Origin of the sequence: Streptococcus chosunensis (genome assembly GCF_003626515.1) — a bacterium.
Taxonomy (GTDB): Bacteria; Bacillota; Bacilli; order Lactobacillales; family Streptococcaceae; genus Streptococcus; species Streptococcus chosunensis.
Window position 1 is genome coordinate 850,542 of the sequence record NZ_RBCK01000001.1, and the last position, 19,023, is coordinate 869,564.

General features: G+C 39.8%; 20 protein-coding genes. 3 read left to right on the forward strand and 17 right to left on the reverse strand.

Annotated features, from left to right (window positions below; translation table 11 throughout):
• The first annotated feature begins 57 nt into the window (after window positions 1–57).
• The 3 genes from D7D54_RS04085 (at window position 58) to D7D54_RS04095 (ending at window position 1,639) form a co-directional block, all read left to right on the forward strand.
• Window positions 58–510, forward strand: a complete 453-nt coding sequence (locus D7D54_RS04085; protein ID WP_120718869.1) for an NUDIX hydrolase — start codon at window positions 58–60, stop codon at window positions 508–510.
• Window positions 511–568: 58 nt separating this feature from the next.
• On the forward strand, window positions 569–868 hold the full coding sequence (locus tag D7D54_RS04090) for a DUF1827 family protein (protein WP_000767189.1): 300 nt from the start codon (window positions 569–571) through the stop codon (window positions 866–868).
• Window positions 869–1,003: 135 nt separating this feature from the next.
• A complete protein-coding gene (locus tag D7D54_RS04095; protein WP_120718870.1) occupies window positions 1,004–1,639 on the forward strand; it encodes a GNAT family N-acetyltransferase in 636 nt (211 codons plus the stop codon).
• Between the two features lie 80 nt (window positions 1,640–1,719).
• Here the strand turns inward: D7D54_RS04095 and metK are convergent, their stop codons facing one another.
• The 17 genes from metK to D7D54_RS04195 all read right to left on the reverse strand — a co-directional run bounded on the left by metK (window position 1,720) and on the right by D7D54_RS04195 (window position 19,022).
• Window positions 1,720–2,910, reverse strand: a complete 1,191-nt coding sequence (metK, locus tag D7D54_RS04100) for a methionine adenosyltransferase (protein WP_000003942.1) — start codon at window positions 2,908–2,910, stop codon at window positions 1,720–1,722.
• A 376-nt stretch (window positions 2,911–3,286) separates the two neighbouring features.
• Window positions 3,287–4,630, reverse strand: a complete 1,344-nt coding sequence (locus tag D7D54_RS04110) for a DEAD/DEAH box helicase (RefSeq protein WP_101781291.1) — start codon at window positions 4,628–4,630, stop codon at window positions 3,287–3,289.
• Between the two features lie 291 nt (window positions 4,631–4,921).
• Window positions 4,922–5,737, reverse strand: a complete 816-nt coding sequence (locus tag D7D54_RS04115) for an endonuclease/exonuclease/phosphatase family protein (RefSeq protein ID WP_120718871.1) — start codon at window positions 5,735–5,737, stop codon at window positions 4,922–4,924.
• A 51-nt stretch (window positions 5,738–5,788) separates the two neighbouring features.
• Complete coding sequence (locus D7D54_RS04120) at window positions 5,789–7,969, reverse strand: PTS transporter subunit IIBC (protein ID WP_120718872.1); 2,181 nt, start codon at window positions 7,967–7,969, stop codon at window positions 5,789–5,791.
• Window positions 7,970–8,154: 185 nt separating this feature from the next.
• A complete protein-coding gene (ftsX, locus tag D7D54_RS04125; RefSeq protein WP_000625545.1) occupies window positions 8,155–9,081 on the reverse strand; it encodes a permease-like cell division protein FtsX in 927 nt (308 codons plus the stop codon).
• A complete protein-coding gene (ftsE, locus tag D7D54_RS04130; protein WP_120718873.1) occupies window positions 9,074–9,766 on the reverse strand; it encodes a cell division ATP-binding protein FtsE in 693 nt (230 codons plus the stop codon). The genes ftsX and ftsE overlap by 8 nt, the downstream gene beginning before the upstream one ends.
• 17 nt (window positions 9,767–9,783) lie before the next feature.
• Window positions 9,784–10,879 (reverse strand): peptide chain release factor 2 gene (gene prfB, locus D7D54_RS04135; protein WP_100198837.1). Its coding sequence is split into 2 segments (ribosomal slippage): window positions 9,784–10,806 and window positions 10,808–10,879, totalling 1,095 coding nucleotides; the frame shifts between segments, so codons are not numbered across the junction.
• 108 nt (window positions 10,880–10,987) lie between these two features.
• Window positions 10,988–11,644 carry a CBS domain-containing protein gene (locus D7D54_RS04145; protein WP_004256822.1) on the reverse strand — a complete coding sequence of 219 codons (657 nt, stop codon included), beginning with the start codon at window positions 11,642–11,644 and terminating at the stop codon, window positions 10,988–10,990.
• Window positions 11,645–12,058: 414 nt separating this feature from the next.
• A complete protein-coding gene (locus D7D54_RS04150) occupies window positions 12,059–12,769 on the reverse strand; it encodes an ABC transporter ATP-binding protein (RefSeq protein WP_000062200.1) in 711 nt (236 codons plus the stop codon).
• The gene (locus D7D54_RS04155; protein WP_001185997.1) at window positions 12,769–13,533 is read right to left on the reverse strand and encodes an ABC transporter ATP-binding protein; all 765 of its coding nucleotides are present in this window, start codon (window positions 13,531–13,533) and stop codon (window positions 12,769–12,771) included. Before D7D54_RS04155 ends, D7D54_RS04150 begins: the two co-directional genes overlap by 1 nt.
• The gene (locus D7D54_RS04160) at window positions 13,533–14,489 is read right to left on the reverse strand and encodes a branched-chain amino acid ABC transporter permease (RefSeq protein ID WP_033681397.1); all 957 of its coding nucleotides are present in this window, start codon (window positions 14,487–14,489) and stop codon (window positions 13,533–13,535) included. The genes D7D54_RS04155 and D7D54_RS04160 overlap by 1 nt, the downstream gene beginning before the upstream one ends.
• A 3-nt stretch (window positions 14,490–14,492) precedes the next feature.
• The gene (locus tag D7D54_RS04165) at window positions 14,493–15,362 is read right to left on the reverse strand and encodes a branched-chain amino acid ABC transporter permease (protein WP_020901916.1); all 870 of its coding nucleotides are present in this window, start codon (window positions 15,360–15,362) and stop codon (window positions 14,493–14,495) included.
• A 116-nt stretch (window positions 15,363–15,478) separates the two neighbouring features.
• A complete protein-coding gene (locus tag D7D54_RS04170) occupies window positions 15,479–16,639 on the reverse strand; it encodes an ABC transporter substrate-binding protein (protein ID WP_000726121.1) in 1,161 nt (386 codons plus the stop codon).
• A 67-nt stretch (window positions 16,640–16,706) separates the two neighbouring features.
• Window positions 16,707–16,994 carry a YlbG family protein gene (locus D7D54_RS04175; protein WP_000462118.1) on the reverse strand — a complete coding sequence of 96 codons (288 nt, stop codon included), beginning with the start codon at window positions 16,992–16,994 and terminating at the stop codon, window positions 16,707–16,709.
• A gap of 78 nt (window positions 16,995–17,072) precedes the next feature.
• Window positions 17,073–17,663 carry an ATP-dependent Clp protease proteolytic subunit ClpP gene (gene clpP, locus D7D54_RS04185; RefSeq protein ID WP_000613475.1) on the reverse strand — a complete coding sequence of 197 codons (591 nt, stop codon included), beginning with the start codon at window positions 17,661–17,663 and terminating at the stop codon, window positions 17,073–17,075.
• 173 nt (window positions 17,664–17,836) lie between these two features.
• Window positions 17,837–18,466, reverse strand: coding sequence for a uracil phosphoribosyltransferase (gene upp, locus D7D54_RS04190; protein WP_000515974.1), 630 nt, complete (start codon window positions 18,464–18,466; stop codon window positions 17,837–17,839).
• 88 nt (window positions 18,467–18,554) lie between these two features.
• Entirely contained in the window at window positions 18,555–19,022 is a 468-nt protein-coding gene (locus D7D54_RS04195) for a deoxycytidylate deaminase (protein WP_000136976.1), read from the reverse strand.
• Between the last annotated feature and the right edge of the window lies 1 nt (window position 19,023).

The following is a 19,023-nucleotide window of genomic DNA, read 5'->3' on the forward strand; positions in this document are numbered from 1 at the left end:
GCTAGGGCTTTGTCCATTAAGATAATAATAAAGATAATAGATAATGAGGAAAATGCAATGGCAAACCCAACTTTCGGAGAAAAGAAAGCAAATACAGACTATGTTTCACGCTATGGCGTATATGCAGTTATTCCTGATTCTGAACAAAAACAAATTGTTCTTGTTCAAGCACCCAATGGCGCTTGGTTCCTACCAGGTGGCGAAATTGAAGCTGGTGAGAACCATCAGGAAGCCCTAAAACGTGAATTGATTGAAGAGCTTGGCTTTACAGCTGAAATTGGTACCTATTACGGACAAGCTGACGAATATTTCTATTCTCGTCACCGTGACACCTACTACTACAATCCAGCCTACCTCTATGAAGCAACTTCTTTCAAAGAAGTGCAAAAACCACTAGAGGACTTTAATCATATTGCCTGGTTCCCTATTGACGAGGCTATTGAAAATCTCAAACGTGGTAGCCATAAATGGGCTATTGAATCTTGGAAAAAACAACATAAGATTGACTAAATTAAGCTACTTTATTCAAAAAGTGCTATAATAGAATTAGAAAATCGGAGGAAATGTTATGAAGCTAATCAATACGACAAACTCACACTCGCAACTTGTTAAAAGCCAGCTAGAAAGTACAGACGCAACCCTTGTTGAGGTCTATTCTGCAGGGAATACCGATGTTATTTTTACCCAAGCTCCGCTTCACTATGAAATCCTCATCTCAAACAAACACCGCGCTATTCGAGAACCTGAAATCGAAGCTATTCAAGAATTTTTCTTGAAACGTAAAATTGATAAGGACTCTATTGATGAGGCCAATATCAAAACCCTCTATTCAGAAAAATTAATTGGAATTTCGATTCCAACCAAATAAAATCTTGGAGAGATTAGAAAGTGCTTTGAACCTTATGGAACAAAATTAGGTTTATTTAGCTTTTTAAATCATCTCCAATTTTTTATCTATAAAATCTTATCATACAAGATTTTGTAGATAATTAAGGAGACAAACATGGGAGACATCATATATAGAGAGGCAAGAATTGAAGAAAGCGAAAAAATTGGAAAATTATTAGCCAATTCCTTTCTTGACTATCCCTTTTTAACGATTATAACTGATGATTTGAAGAAACCTGACTCCTATCCTGCTTTTGTAGAAACATTGCAAATTCTGCTTACTAGAGTCTATATTAAGAAGGGAAACTGTTTAATTGCGGAACAGGATGGAGACTTACTTGCAGTCGCCCTTTTGCAACAAAAAGATTTCTGTATACTATCCTATCTACGAAATGGAGGAACAAACATTTTTCGCTACATTCGACCACAAAATCTCCTTAAATACTTTGACTTTGTAAAACGTTCCAAAAAGCATTTAGAACAATCAGGGGAGTTTGATTGGTATTTGATGGCTTTAGCTGTCAATATAGAAAGTAAGGGGCGGGGAATAGGCAGTACTTTTCTGACACAAGGGATTGAACCTTATGTCAAATCAAAAGGCTGTAAACACTTGGGACTCATAACTAGTACAGCTAGAAATACCTCATTCTACGAAAAAAACGATTATGTATTACTGGACCATATGGACTTAGAATATGGGTCAAAATCAATTGGTAACTGGGCATTTTTAAAAACAATGAATAAATTATAACAGGCTAGCAATTTACTGACCTATTAAAAAGGATAGCTCATATTTACAAAAACCAACGTTCAAAACGTTGGTTTTCTTATCTATTTTACTGCTTCTTTCAAAGCATCTACCTTGTCCAAACGTTCCCATGGAAGGTCAATATCTGTACGTCCCATGTGTCCATAAGCCGCTGTTTGACGGTAAATTGGACGCTTGAGGTCCAGCATTTGGATAATTCCTGCAGGGCGAAGGTCAAAGATTTGACGGGCTGCTTTTTCAAGCTTACTTTCAGCTACTGTTCCTGTACCAAAGGTATCGATACGAACAGAGACAGGTTGCGCAACACCGATAGCATAGGCCAATTGCACTTCTGCCTTCTTAGCAAGACCCGCTGCAACGATATTCTTTGCAATATATCGAGCCGCATATGACGCAGAACGGTCCACCTTAGTCGCATCCTTACCAGAGAAGGCACCACCACCATGACGAGAGTAGCCCCCATAAGTATCTACGATAATCTTACGACCAGTCAAACCTGAGTCCCCTTGAGGTCCACCGATTACAAAACGACCAGTAGGATTGATGAAGAATTTTGTTTGCTCATCCAAGTAAGAGGCTGGAATAACCTCTTTGATAACCTTGTTAATGACATCATTGTGAATTTGTTCGTTGCTAACTTCTGGATCGTGCTGAGTTGAAATCACGACTGTGTCCACACGTACTGGACGATCATTTTCATCATACTCAACTGTAACTTGTGATTTAGCATCTGGGCGAAGATAGCTGATTTCCCCAGACTTACGAAGTTCTGCCAAACGACGAACCAATTTATGACTGAGTGAAATTGGCAAAGGCATGAGCTCTTCTGTTTCATCCACTGCAAATCCAAACATGAGCCCTTGGTCTCCAGCACCAATCAAATCAAGTGGATCTTGGTCTGCATTTCCACGAACCTCCAAGGCTTCGTTAACACCTTGAGCAATGTCAGGAGATTGTTCCACCAAAGATGGATGTACTCCTACAGTCTCAGCAGAAAAACCATATTCTGTATTGGTGTAGCCAATCTCTGCAATGGTATCTCGAACCACACGGTTAATATCTACATAGGCATTTGTAGAAATTTCACCAAAAACGTGGACAGATCCAGTGTATACAGCTGTCTCAGCAGCAACGTGCGCCTCCGGATCCTTAGCTAAAATAGCATCCAAAATCGCATCTGAAATTTGGTCTGCAATCTTATCTGGATGCCCCTCAGATACAGATTCAGACGTGAATAATTTACGTTCTGACATAAAAATGTCCCCCCTTAAAAATAGTGTTATAGAGTTACAAAGTACTGATAGGTATTTTTATACTATAAGAGTTACGACGCAAAAGAAATAAAAACGATACTTTTTTATTTCTGAAGCTAGTAAGGCGCATAGGATGACCGCCCTATAGCAGCATCCGTAGAATGATGAGCGACTTTGGAGCCGTCATTCTTTGCGAGTTACAAAGTACTGATAGGAAAACTCTTAATGATAAATACCTACCATCTTATCGGGACTATATAACTTTATCATTATACCATTTTTAAGAGCAATTTGCAGTCTTTAATATGGTGTTTCAATGTAGATATTTCGTTCTCATAAATAAAAAAGTTGGAGCTCAGTACTCCAACAATTACTATTAAAATGTTTGGCGTTTTGCTTTACGCTCTGCACGACCGCGAGCACGATTTTCAGCGCGCTTGGTCTTGCGGCGTTTTTCATCCACTGCCCATTGAATTTTTTTCTTATAACCCGGTTTGACTTTTTTCTTTTTCTTTTTAACCAAACCAATCATTTCGATATCAAGCTTATCTTGTTTTTTCTCACGGTTGGCACGACGATCACGGTCATAAGTATCTTGAAATTCCCCGTCTTTGACCATCTTAGGAGTAAACTTGATTCCTAATTTCTCCAACTCACGGATATCTGAGTCATCACTTGGTTGATAAAGGGTAATCGCTGTACCAGGTAGGCCATTGCGTCCAGTACGACCAACACGGTGCACGAAGAAGGATAAATCTTGCGGAATGGCATCATTGATAACATGACTGACACCTTCAATGTCAATTCCACGCGCTGCCAAATCTGTTGCAACAATATACTCAAAATCCAGATTTTTCACCTGATTCATGATACGCTTGCGCTCACGAGGGGCAATATCTCCATGAATCTTGGCAACTTTCAAACCTTGAGCAGTCAGATATGAATGCAATTCATCTGCACGCGTTTTAGTGTTAACAAAAATCATTGCCAAATACGGTTGCATCAACTGAGTCAACTGGTAAATTTGAGCATTCTTATCTCGGCCTTTGGTCGAAATCAACCAATTATCAATGGTATCAGAAATGACCGTTTTGGTCTTGATTTTCTCCATAACAGGATTTGATAAGTATTTTTTCAAGAATGGTTGCAACTTTTGTGGGATAGTCGCTGAGAAGACCATGAATTGTAGGTCTTTTGGAAGGCTACCAGCAATCTTATCAACAGTTTCTAAAAATCCCATATCCAAGGTCATATCAGCCTCATCTACCACAAAGGTTTTAGCCTTATGAATAGCTAAATCACCAGATTTAACTAAGTCGTAGATACGGCCTGGCGTACCAATAACAATATGAGGTTGGTTGCTTGCTAATTTCTCAATCTGGCGAGCCTTATCTGTCCCCCCCACATAATTAACCACACGAACTTCCACCTCTGAGTGGGCTGCAATCTGACGAGCTGCTTGGTAAATCTGAGTAGCCAACTCACGGCTCGGTGCCGTAATCACCGCCTGTACACTATCACTAGCTTCATCTAGTTGCTGGAAAATCGGTAACAAGAATGTATGAGTCTTACCTGAACCTGTTTTTGATTCACCGACTAGGTCACGACCTGCCAAAACAATCGGAATCAACTTATCTTGCACCTCTGTTGGAGTTGTAAATTTTAACTCCTCCAAGGCTTCTCTAATATAGTTTTTAAATTGAAATTTCGTAAATGACATAATATCCTCGATTCTATCTATCTTATCAATTATACCATATTTTATTCTATTTCAGTAGCTTCACTTATTTAAGCTATTTCCAGTAGCTTCTCTAGTCAGAAAAAGGCTGGAATTTGTGAATCCCAACCTCTTTTCATACTCAATGAAAATCAAAGAGCAAACTAGGAAACTAGCCGCAGGTTGCTCAAAACACTGTTTTGAGGTTGCAGATAGAACTGACGAAGTCAGTAACATCTATACGGCAAGGCGACATTGACGTGGTTTGAAGAGATTTTCGAAGAATATCAGTTATTATTTCCAGTTTAAAATAGCACTCAAGCCATAGTGATCACTAACTTGTGGACTCTTGTTACCATCAAATACGACATGTAAATTTTCCACCGCTAACTCTTTGGTAGTAAAAACATAGTCGATTCGAAGGGGTTCTGTGTTCCCCTTCCAGCCATCAATTTCTGGTGGAACAGTATAGCTACCACTTTTCTCTTGAGCAACTTCAAATGCATCTTGTAAGCCTAATGGACTAGCTAAAATAGCTTGGTATCCTTCCTGACCAGCTGGGTTGTTGAAATCTCCAGCCAGCAAAAGTGGCTTGTTCAATTCTTTCAAGACAGCCTCAAATCGTGCCCATTCTTCTTGGAAACCTTTATCCCACCAAGAAAGGTGGACACTGGCAACTGCAAGTTCCTTACCATCGACTACAGTCTCAGCCAGGGCAACACGACGAGTATGATAATCTGTTGGATCATCCACATCTGAAACTAAAATTTCTCGTGCTTCAATAGGTGTTTTAGACAAGATAGCCACACCTTCATGGTATCGGTCATAACCGATATGGTTATAGGCCCAAGTCCAATAGTAATTTTTTCCTTTCTCTGACAACTTTTCAACCAAAAGTCTAACATAGTGGTCTTGATGAATAGGCTCAGCTGCTGGCAAAGCTTGATAGAGATCATTAACCTCAACCTCTGGCGAGGTAATCTCCTGATTAATTTCTTGGAAACAAATCAAATCATAATCTTTATCAAGAATATCTTCAAGCAAAAGCTGGAATTTTTCCTCAGCTTCTTTTTCCATCCAGCTATGAGTATTGAGTGTTAAAAATTTCATGCTTTTCTCCTAAAACAAGAGGTTGGAAAACAGCTTCCAACCTCAAGTATATTACAATTCTACTTTAGCAACTGCTGTTTTAGCTGCAAGAGAACCTGTTTTTTCTAATTTAACTGATTTAATAACGTCACCATTTGTGAAGACAACTACTGTTGAAGTTTCACGACCTGCTACACGGATAGCGTCCAAGTCAGCAGTAACAAGTAAGTCACCTGCTACAACTTTTTGTCCTTCAGCAACATGAACTGTAAATGGTTTTCCTTCAAGACTTACTGTGTCCAAACCAATGTGAACAAGTACTTCAAGACCTGCTTCAGTCACAAGACCAAGAGCATGTTTTGTAGGGAAGATGCTTGATACAGTACCTGAAACTGGAGATACAATGTTTCCATTTGCAGGTTCTACAGCAAATCCATCACCCATCATTTTTTGAGCAAATACTGGATCTTTTACTTGTTCCAAAGCAACAACTTGACCGTCAGCTACTGAGTATACTTCCTCAGTAAGACCTTTATAGTGAACTGTGTTTTGTTGTGCTTCTGTCATTTGACTTGGAAGAGTTTCAGGAATGATTTCACCTGAATCAAGGATATCTTGGATATCAGATTTCAATACGTCTGCTTTTGGACCGTAGATAGCTTGAACTCCTTGTCCTTTCATGACAAGACCCATAGCTCCTTCTGCTTTCCATTGTTCTGCATCACCGACTTTGTCAGCGTCTTTTACAGTTACACGAAGACGAGTCATACATGCATCAACATCAACGATGTTTGCACGTCCACCAAGAAGGTTGATAATGTTTACAGCTTGAGAACCTGCTGCAACTTTCACTTCGCTGCTAGCTTCTTCTGAACCTTCAGCAGTTTCGTAGTTTCCGTTACGTCCTGGAGTTGCGTAATTGAATTTTTGAATCATGAAGTTTGCGATAAAGTACATGATTACAGCAAAGAGAACAGTTACCCAAATGAAGTTAACGATATCCATACCGATACCAGCGCTAATCGCAATAGGTGTACGAGTCAAGAACTCGATTGAACCGAATGAGTGCATACGTAGGTTTACTACGTCAGCCATAGCGAAGGCCGCACCTTGAACAAGTGAGTAAACAAGATACATAGGTGTTGCGATAAACATGAACATGTATTCGATTGGTTCAGTAACCCCTGTTAAGAATGTTGCAAGAGCTGTTGCAATCATCATACCTTTGTATTTGTGTTTCTTGTCAGCATCAACATTACGGTAGATAGCCACAATCACACCCATCAAGATACCGAATGAACCGATCATTTGTCCAACTTTGAAACGAGCTGGGTGAACAGTATCTAACAAGTGTTGGTATTGACTAGCATCAGTACCTTTAAGGTTTACAAGGTCTGTTACCCATGCAAGCCAAAGTGGATCTTGACCAAATACTTGGCTACCTTTTGCTGCACCAGTTAAGACCTCATAAGTACCACCAAGAGCTGTGTAGTTCATTGGGATAGTCAACATGTGGTGAAGACCAAATGGCAAGAGCAAACGTTCCAGTGTACCATACAAGAAAGGTGCAAGGATTGGAGCAGTTTCTTGTGAGTTAGCAATCCAGATACCAAAGCTATTGATACCTGTTTGGACTACTGGCCAGAATGCAGCAAGTAGAATTGCAGCGATTGCTGAACGAAGAATAACTACAAATGGTACGAAACGTTTCCCGTTGAAGAATGAAAGTGCATCAGGAAGTTTACGGAAATTATAGTATTTGTTGTAAGCAGTTGCCCCTACAAAACCTGAGATAATCCCTACGAATACACCCATGTTCAAGGCTGGAGCTTCAAGAACACTGATAAAGTAATCAGCAACTTTGATTGAACCACCGAATAGAGTAGTTACCATAGCATCTGGATTTTTTAACATATCTCCTGATACACCAAAGATTGTACCAGTGATACGGTTAATCAAGATGAAGGCAAGACCAGCGGCGAAAGCACCACCAGCACGTTCTTTAGCCCAGCTACCTCCAATGGCTAGGGCAAACAAAATGTGAAGGTTACCGATAACCCCCCAACCAATTTGCTCAAGAATTCCACCAGTGATTACAAGTGGTGCAAAGGTTGGGTTAATCATCACGATAGACTTACCGATTGAAATCATCAAACCAGCAGCCGGCATAACGGCAATAACCACCATCAAAGCCTTACCGAATTTTTGCCAAAATTCGAAAGACAAGACATTTTTGAATGTATCTTTCATCATTCAAATCTCCTTTATTTTTATTTAGGCAAACGTTTTACGAAAACGTTTGCACCTTTTATGATTTAATTATACCACTTTAATTTTTTTTGTAAAGGCTTTTACAAAAAAAAAGGAGACTTTTTTCTAAAATTTTTGTAGTAAAAAAGGAGATATTAAAATCTCCTCAAATATAATTCTATTTTATTTTAGATTTTCAGGAATCGGCGCATTGAAATTCCTGATCCGATTGAACCGATAAAAATTCCAATCACAAATAATAGAGCAATCATAAGTGGACTGAATACCTCTGGTGATATCATTGAAAGGTTCTGACCAACCAATGACTTATTAACCGATTGGTAAACCATTTTATAGACAATAAATACCAGAACTGACGGAAGAGTTGCTCCAAGCAAACCAATGAAGGCACCTTCAAGCAAGAAAGGTCCACGGATATAGCCGTTCTTAGCACCTACTAAACGCATGATTTGAATTTCACGGCTTCGTGAAATAATGGTGATACGAATAGTATTAGAAATCAAGAACACCGCAATGAAAATCAATAATCCCGCGATAACTAGTCCCCAGACACGAATAAATGAGGCTAACTTAAACAAGCGTTCTGTATTAGCACCACCATCTTGAACTTCTGATACACCTTCAATTTTCTTAGCCTCTTCTGCTACTGTCTTTACATCGCTTGGCGTGTTGGTATCAACAATATATGCATCATAGAGTGGATTGGCATCCCCTTCAAAGATTTTCCAGTTGTCCCCCATTGTTTCGGTCAACTTTTCATATTGTTCTTCTTTACTTGAAAAGGTAACACTTTTAACAGTTGACATACCTTTCAAAGCATCGTATACCTTATGGTAGTCATTATTGGTAACGGTTTGACCTTCTTTTTCAATGGTCTCACTATTGTCAGCTACGTCCTTACGAATATATACCATTACTCGGACATTGTTTTCAATATCTGTAGCGAGTTTAGCCGTATTAAAGATAACAGATGCAAATATTGCAACTAAAGTCAAAGTAATCATAACCGAACTGACAGCTGCTACTGTCATCCAGCCATTTCGTTTCAAACTTTTTAATGATTCAAATAAATGACGAAAAAATCTACTAATCATCGTATCCATATTCTCCTTTAGCTTCGTCACGAACGACACGGCCATTTTCAATGGCAATGACACGGTGGCGTAAGGTATTTACAATCTGACTGTTGTGGGTCGCCATCAAGACAGTTGTACCTTGGAGATTGATGCGTTCCAGCAAGTTCATAATTTCCCATGAATTATCTGGGTCCAAGTTTCCTGTTGGTTCGTCCGCAATCAATACTTTTGGATTGTTTACAATGGCACGTGCAATTGCAATCCGTTGCTGTTCTCCCCCCGAAAGTTCATTTGGAAAAGAACGAACCTTATGCTTCAATCCAACCAAGTCTAAAACTTCCATAACACGTTTTTTGATGTTACGACGGCTCTCACCGATTACTTCCATTGCATAGGCAATATTTTCATAAACAGTTTTCTTTGGCAAGAGTTTGTAATCCTGAAAGACTACCCCGACACTACGACGTAGAAGTGGGACATCTTTCTTCTTAATTTTAACCAGATTAAAACCAGCAACAGATAAGCTTCCTTTTTCGATTTTTACTTCGCGGTACAAAGCTCTAATAAATGTTGACTTCCCAGCTCCTGACGGACCTACGATATAGGCAAATTCCCCGGGTTCAACAGTGACTGAGACACCTCGCAAAGCTGTCGTTCCGTTATCATACTTTTTGACAACATCTCTCATTTCAATGATTGACATGTGAGTTCCTTTCTATCTTAGCTGATTCGCCACTTGAGATAAGCATCGATAAAACCATCTAGGTCTCCATCCATAACCTTATCTACCTGCGCAACTTCAAAGCTAGTTCGATGATCTTTTACCATAGTATAAGGCGTGAAAACATAAGAACGGATTTGACTTCCCCATGTGATTTCCTTTTTCTCACCCTTGAGGGAATCGACTTCCGCAGCTTTCTTTTCTTGCTCCATTTGATAGAGCTTGGCCTGTAACATCTTCATAGCTCGATCTCTATTTCCATATTGGGTACGATCGACCGTTGACTGAACGACAGTTCCCGTAGGAATGTGTGTCAAACGCACCCCTGTTGAAACTTTATTGACGTTTTGTCCACCAGCACCACCTGAACGGAAGGTATCCATCTTGATATCATCTTCACGGATTTCCACTTCAATAGTATCATCCAGCTCAGGCATCACTTCTACAGATGTGAAAGAGGTATGGCGACGTTTAGCAGAGTCAAATGGTGAAATTCGCACCAAACGGTGTACCCCCATTTCTGACTTGAGAAGACCATAGGCATTAGGTCCTTCAAATGATAAGGTTACTGACTTGATACCAGCTTCATCTCCTGCTTGGTAATCCAAGACTTCTACTTTAAAGCCTTTAGCATTTCCATAGCGAGTGTACATACGAAGCAACATATCACCCCAGTCTTGAGCCTCTGTACCACCGGATCCTGGATGGATTTCCAAGATGGCATTATTATGGTCATAAGGTTCTGACAAGAGAAGGGTCATTTCGTAACTGGTCATCATCTTATCCAGCTCTGACAACTGTTCAACCAATTCTTCATGCACAGACTCATCTTCAGCTAAAAAGTCCAATAAAATTTCGACTTCATCCTGCAACTCTTCCATTTTGTGGAAAGTGTTGTAGGTGTTTTTTAATTCATTTAATTCTTGCGACGTTTTTTGGGCCGCGATATTATCGTTCCAAAAATCAGGTTCTGTCATCTTGTTTTCCAAGATGGCAATCTCTTCCTCTAAACCTTCGAGGTCAAAGAGACCCCCTGAAAGAAGCTAATTTTTCACGATTGGCGTCAATTTTCTGACGAATTTCTGAAATGTCCATAAATACTCCTTTGTTGTATCGTTTTATTATACCATAATCTATCATTTCTTTCCATCTTTTGCTCTAATCCCTTATTGCACGTAAAAAGAAGCCTTTCGGCTTCCCTTCTTACAAGACTTTTGCTGAAGTACGAGTGATTTCTTCTACTTGAATATTCTCTGATTCAAATTTTTCTTTCAAGGCTGGTAAATCGATTGATCCATCGATTTGAACTTCGATAATCACCTTACCATCCTTACGCGGAATATTGACTGTATGAGAGATATTCAAATTTTCTTCTACAATCAAAGAAACAATTTTTCCAAGAACACCAACTTCATTTTCCGTAACAAAGCGCACACGAATTCCTTCTTCACCGTAACCAGCAATTTCAAGAAAGGCTTGGAAAACGTCACGGTCCGTAATAACACCATAGACTTGATGGTTATCAACAACAGGAAGAATACCAATCTTGTTTTTCAGCATCAGATAAGTTGCATCTTCTAGACTAGCATAGCCTGAGACAGTAACAACATCTCGAATCATTACATCTTTTACTTTGGTCTTATTCAGAAGATAGTTCATCTCATAGATAGAAAGACTTGTTGCTTTTGAGGGGCTAGCTTGCGCAATGGTTCCCTCAGTTACCAAACCAACTAATTGATCATTTTCGATAACAGGCAAGCGGTGCAATCCTTGCTCTCTCATTAAATCTGCTGCATGAGATACTGTTGTATCTGGACTAATATACACTACCTTGCGGGTCATAAAATCTTTAACTGCCATGAGACTTCTCCTTTTCTATTCTTATCCCTATTATACAATCTTTTTGTAAATCTATCAAACGCTTACATTTCTTTTTCAAAATTCAGAAAAGTATGAATAAGCTAGCAAAAAGAGCTCTGAAATCGAGCTCTGTGAATGAAGGTAAGAAACGTTTCATTCCATTTTTTCAATTATCAGAAATTCATCTTTCAAAGTAGATGCAGATTTGTTTGCAATCTCAATCTACCGACTAAAAAGGTCCCCCGGACAATAGTGATGATTGCTTCGTAATCCTTATCCACCGACTAAAACAATCCAGTGGATTTGATGATTGCTTCGCAATCTCTATCCACCGATTAAAAAGGTCCCCCGGACTATTAATGATGATTACTTCGTAATCTTCATTTGCAACCTAAACTAGTCTCCCAGACTAGTTTAGCCACCCAGATATGCTTTTCTGACTTCTTCTGATGAAGCGAGTTCTTTTCCTGTTCCTGATAGGACAATTTTTCCTGTTTCCAATACATAGCCTCGGTCAGAGATTGCGAGTGCTTTATTAGCGTTTTGTTCGATCAAGAGGACGGTTGTTCCTTGCTTCTGTATATCTTGAATGATATCAAAAATCTCTTGGATAAAGATTGGGGCAAGTCCCATTGATGGTTCATCTAAAAGAAGAAGTTTTGGTGTTGACATGAGGGCGCGTCCCATGGCAAGCATTTGTTGTTCCCCCCCTGAAAGAGTGGCTGCATCCTGGTTCTTCCGTTCTTCAAGACGTGGGAAACGTGAGAAAACCTTCTTCAAGTTAGCTTGATTTTCTTCACGGTTTTTCTTTAAGAAAGCTCCCATTTCTAGATTTTCCATAACAGTCAAGCCAGGAAAGACGTGGCGTCCTTCTGGAACTTGTGAAAGACCACCTGCCACGATTTTCTGGGCCGGCATTTTTTGGATTTCTTGACCTAAAAATTCAATCTTTCCAGAACTTGGTCTAACCAAACCAGACAAGGTACGGAGAATGGTTGTTTTACCTGCACCATTGGCACCGATAAGGGAAACAACTTCTCCTTCATTAACTTCAAAGCTTACATCACGGACTGCTTGGATCATGCCGTAATGCACAGAAAGATTATCAACTTTTAACATAGACATTAGGCTTCACCTCCTAGATAAGCTTCGATAACACGTTTATTGGTCTTAATTTCGTCTGGAGTTCCTTGAGCAATCAAACGACCGTATTCAAGTACGTAGATACGTTCTGTTACTTCCATGACCAGATTCATATCGTGTTCAATCAGCATGATCGTAATCTTAAATTCATCTTTGATACGACGAATTAACTCAGTCAATTCGGCTGTTTCCTGTGGGTTCATACCTGCAGCTGGTTCATCTAAAAATAGAATTTTAGGTTCCGTAGCAAGGGCACGAACAATTTCCAAACGACGTTGTTGTCCGTAGGCGAGGTTTTTAGCAAGAGTCTCTGCATCACCATCTAAATCAAAAATTTTCAGCAATTCCAAAGCTTTAGCCTTTAATTCTTTTTCACTCTTGTAAAAAGCTGGTAAGCGTAAGAAACTAGCAAAAACATGTTGTTTGTGATGGTTGCCAAAAGCAATCAAAACATTGTCCAAAACTGTTAAATCTTTAAAGAGACGGATATTTTGGAAAGTACGTCCAAGTCCCAAAGAGGCAATCTTATAAGGTGACTTCCCATTCAAAAGGTGACCATCTAAGGTAACCGTTCCCTCACTTGGTTCATAAACACCTGTCAAGAGGTTGAAAAGGGTGGTTTTACCAGCTCCGTTTGGACCAATTAGTCCAACCAGTTCCCCTTCGTTTAATTCAAGAGTCACATCTCCAACAGCTGTTAGACCGCCAAAATGTTTGGTTAACTGTTTTACTTCAAGTAATGCCATTAGTTTTGTTCCTCCTTCTTAGATTTTTTAAAGAAACGTGATAGGCTCAATTCCCATGTTCCAAGGAGACCACCTGGTCTGAAAATCATTACCAATACCAAGGCCAAAGCGTAAATAATCATACGCACACTAGCAACATCTTGGAGAAGCATATTCAAAATTCCAAGAACAATAGCTGAAACAATCGCACCTGTAATTGAACCAAGTCCACCAAATACAACAATGATCAAAACATTGATTGAGTTGATGAAAGTGTAATCTTTCGGTACAACTGAACCGATAAATCCTGCCTGAAGTGACCCTGCAATACTTGCAGTAATAGCACCAAAGACAAAGGCGATGATTTTAATTTTAGTCGTATTAACCCCAACTGACTCAGCAGCAATTTCATCCTCACGAACAGAGAGAGTTGAACGACCAATTGGACTACGTAAGAAGTTTAAGGTTGCAATGGTTGTAATCACGACAAAGAAGTAAACCATTTGCCAAGTTGTAAAGTTAGGAATTCCCAAGATACCTGCCGCACCATTTGTAAGGCTTCCACCATTGATGATAAAAATACGGATAATTTCAGATACACCGAGAGTCGCTACCGCAAGATAGTCCCCCTTCAAGCGCAAGGTTGGAATTCCGACAAGTAAAGCAACTGCTCCTGAAAGCAAAGCACCTACCAGCATAGCTCCAAAGAAGGCGCCGTAGGTTGGTGATTTAGAACCAATAATAGCAGCGGCATAGGCACCAATCGCCATGAAACCAGCATGCCCAAGTGAAAATTGTCCTGAAAAACCAACGATTAAGTTGAGACCAACAGCCAGAATAATATTAATTCCAATTTGTTGTAAAATCTGTACATAGAATAGATTGAGTACTCCAACTGAAACCAGTACACTAATCAAGCCATAGCCAGCTAACAAAAGGAGTAACCATAGAATATTAACTTTTAAATTTTCTCTCATCGCTTACACCTTCTCTTTCACATTCTTACCAAGGATACCAGCTGGGCGGACAATCAAGATCAACAACAAGATTCCATAAACAATGGCATCACGGAAGTCTGACATCCCAAAGGCTGTCGCAAAGGTTTCCAATAGACCAATTACAAAGCCACCAAGAGCCGCACCAGGAATAATTCCAATACCACCAAGTACTGCGGCAACGAAAGATTTGAGACCTGGAGTAACCCCCATCAAAGGCTCAAGAGAGTTATAATAAAGGGCAATCAGAACACCAGCCGCACCCGCAAGAGCAGAACCTAAAGCAAAAGTAAAGCTGATAGTACGGTTTACATTGATCCCCATCAATTGCGCTGCATCACTATCTACGGATACTGCACGCATGGCTTTCCCCATCTTAGTCTTTTGAACAATGACTTGTAACAAAATCATCAAAATCAAGGAAATGGCCAAAATCATTAACTGCACGTTTGTTAGGCTAACTGGTCCCAAATCATAGCGAACTGTTTGAATCGCTTGAGGGAAGGCACGGGTATTGGCACCAACCAGATAGACCATTCCATACTCCAATAGGAAGGAAACCCCAATAGCTGTGATCAAAACAGCAATACGAGTGGAGTGGCGCAAAGGTCGGTAAGCAAGGAATTCAATCACGACACCAAGAACGGCTGTCGCTAGCATAGCTACAATAAGCGCTACAAAGAAATTCATTTGGAAAGAATTAATCAAGAAATAACCGATAAAGGCTCCCATCATATAAATATCACCGTGGGCGAAGTTGATGAGCTTGATAATTCCGTAAACCATGGTATATCCTAGGGCTAACAGCGCATAAACACTACCTAGAATCAAACCATTTACTAGTTGTTGGAGCATAAGATTCACTCTTTCTATATATAATTTTGAGGGTTTTCCCTCGTTTTTTGATAAGTTCTTAAACATCGAAACAGGGAGTGAGTCAGAGGCTCATTCCCTATTTCAACATTTTTCTATTATGGTTTTACAACTTCTGCTGCTTCAACCTTACCATTGTTCATGGTCATCATGTAAGCAGTTTTGACTGTGTTGTGGTCTGCATCGAAGCTTGTTTGACCAGTTACACCTTCAAAATCTTTTGTTTTAGCAAGGTTATCCTTGATTTCACCTGAGTTTTTAGCACCTTTTGCTGCGTTTGCTACAAGGTGAACTGAGTCATAAGCCAAGGCTGCAAATGTTGAAGGCTCTTCGTTGTACTTAGCACGGTAAGCATCAAGGAAAGCTTTTGCTTTAGCTGAAACTTCTACAGTAGTTGAGAAGCCTGAGATAAAGTAGATGTTTGATGCTTTTTCAGCAGTTGCTTGTTGTACAAACTCTTCACCGTTGAATCCATCACCACCAACGATTGGTTTATCAATTCCCATACCACGCGCTTGGTTTACAATTTTACCAGCTTCAGTGTAGTAACCAGGGACGATGATAGCATCAAAGTCTTTCCCTTTCATTTTTGTAAGGGCTGCTTGAAAGTCTGTGTCACCTGCTACGAAAGTTTCATCTGCAACGATTTCACCTTTGTAAGCTTCACGGAAGGCTTTAGCAATACCTTTAGCATAGTCGCTGGCATTGTCAGTGTAAAGAACAACTTTCTTAGCGTTTAATTTTTCAGTAACATAGTTTGAGATAATTTTTCCTTGGAAGCTATCTTGGAATGTTCCGATAAAGAGGTAATCTTGACCTTTAGTCAATCCATCTTGAGTCGCACTTGGCGAAATCAATGGAACACCTGCTTTTGTAGCGTTCGCTACCGCAGCTGCAGTTGCACCAGATGTCGCAGGTCCTACGATTGCTGATACCTTAGATTGGGTTACTAGGTTAGTTGTTACTGAAGCCGCCTCAGCAGTTTCAGATTTATTATCTTTATCAACTACTTCGATTTGTTTTCCGTCGATACCACCTGCTGCATTGATTTCATCAACGGCAAGTTGGGCACCTTTTTGTTCAGATGTTCCGTAGGCAGCTACGGCACCAGTTTCTTCGAAGTTAAATCCAATTTTGATTGTCTTTTCCTCTACTGAGTTACCAGCAGCGTTTGACGCTCCAGACTTCACTTCTCCACAGGCTGCAAGAAGTGCTACACTTGCAAGCGCCACAAACGATAGGGCAAATTTTTTCTTCATCTTTTTTTGTCTCCTTATTTCTTAAATAAATAGCATGTTAAGAATATACCGAATTATCAGAAAATTGTCAACACTTTTCTTGAACTTTTTCGATGATAACGTTTTCCTCTCGATGAAGATTGCCCACAAAGGGTGTTTCCAGCTCTTGGATATGACAAACCCTGACTTTTTTTATAAACTTTTCCTTGCCCAAGCGCCCGACCAATTGCTCCATTTCTTGAGTTGGAACATAGAGTTGTAAGTAACGATGTTTCTTGGAATGATAGGTAATATCTCCATAATCCTGCAGTTTTTTTGCATCACGATTATAGTAAAGATAGATAATCAAGCCAGATCGATTGACTTTTTCAAACATGATAAATCCTCTTTCTAAGAAATCTTTCCCTATTATACCAAAAAAAACAAACCCAGTCGAGTTTGCCTTCTTTGATCATTAGTTCAATGAATTATTGGCCATGATTTCATCAATGAAACCATATTCAAGTGTTTCTTGAGCGCTCATCCAATTATCTCGTTCTGCATCTGCATGGACTTTTTCGATTGACTGACCTGAATTTTCAGCCAAGATTTTTTCCAAGGTGTTACGAGTTTTAAGCAAATGTTCTGCAGCAATCGCCATATCAGTTTGTTGAGTACCACCACCTGTACCACCCATTGGTTGGTGGATCATGTATTCAGCATTTGGAAGCATGAAACGTTTGCCTTTTGCCCCACTTGATGCGATGACTGTCCCCATAGATGCAGCCATTCCCATAACGATGGTTTGGACATCCGCCTTGATAAAGTTCATAGTATCAACGATTGCCAAACCAGCTGAAACGGAACCACCAGGTGTATTGACATAAAGGTAAATATCTTTTGTACTATCTTGGGCATCCAAGAAAAGCAATTGGGCAATAACAGAATTAGCCATATTGTCTTCAACTGGACCTGTCAACATGATGATGCGGTCTTTGAGAAGACGTGAGTATATATCGTAGGAACGTTCTCCACGGCTTGTTTGTTCAATAACTACAGGAATCATTCATTTCTCCTTTTGAGTTTTATTTTTGTTTGTCAAATGACTGAAGATAAGACTATTATAATATCTTGGTCAAAAAAGGTCAAATTTTTGCTCTGTTTTCATTAGACAGAAACAAAAATTCAACCTCCTTTCGTGACTGGAAATTCTTTTTCAAGTCATTCTTCTTTTCGATCTTATTTCGTACCGAACAAGCGGTCTCCAGCATCTCCAAGACCTGGAACAATATAACCGTGTTCGTTCAAGCGTTCATCCAAGGCTGCTGTAAAGATTTCTACATCTGGATGAGCTTCTTGAAGGGCTTTTACACCTTCTGGAGCAGATACAAGGCAGACAAATTTGATATTTGATGCGCCACGTTTTTTAAGGGAGTCAACAGCCAAGATTGCTGAGCCACCTGTTGCCAACATTGGGTCTACCACAAAAATTTGACGTTGGTCAATATCTTCAGGCAATTTCACCAAGTACTCAACTGGTTGAAGCGTTTCTTCATCACGGTACATACCGATGTGACCAACTTTAGCAGCTGGAACCAAGCTCAAGAGACCATCAACCATCCCGATACCCGCACGCAAGATTGGAACGATGGCCAATTTCTTACCTGCCAATTGTTTTTGAACTGTTTTTGTGATTGGTGTTTCGATTTCCACATCTTCTAGTGGAAGATCACGAAGTACTTCATACCCCATCAACATTGCAATCTCATCTACTAGCTCACGAAAAGCTTTTGTAGAAGTATCTGTACGACGCAAGATTGACAATTTGTGTTGAATCAGTGGATGATTAATAACTTCAATTTTTCCCATTTTTGGAATTCCTTCTTTCAATTTATTCTTCTTATTATACCAAAAAACGGTTTAAAAATCTTTCTAAACCATTTATTTTTGATAATTTTTACATTAGATCTGCCTCTTTAAGAGCTGTCTGTACTGTCTCAAGTGGTAAATGGGTCAATTCTGTCCCTTTTTCTTGATAAAGGTATTGGGCGTAGTCGTCCATTCGGTACTGGTTGATATAAACCACGCGCTTGCAGCCGACCTGAAGCAATTGTTTGGTACAGTTGAGACAAGGAAAATGGGTCACATAGGCTGTAAAGCCTTTAGGAACACCACGTTCTGCACCTTGAAGGATAGCATTGACCTCGGCGTGAAGGGTGCGAACACAGTGGCCTTCAATGACCAGACATTCGTGATCAATACAATGCTCGGTACCTGACACCGAACCATTGTAACCCGTGGAAATAACCTTATTATCCTTTACCAGAATCGCGCCTACTTTGGCACGCTTACAAGTGGAACGATTGGCAATTAATAGGGCTTGAGCTGCAAAATACTCATCCCATGCTAGTCTTTTTTCAGTCATC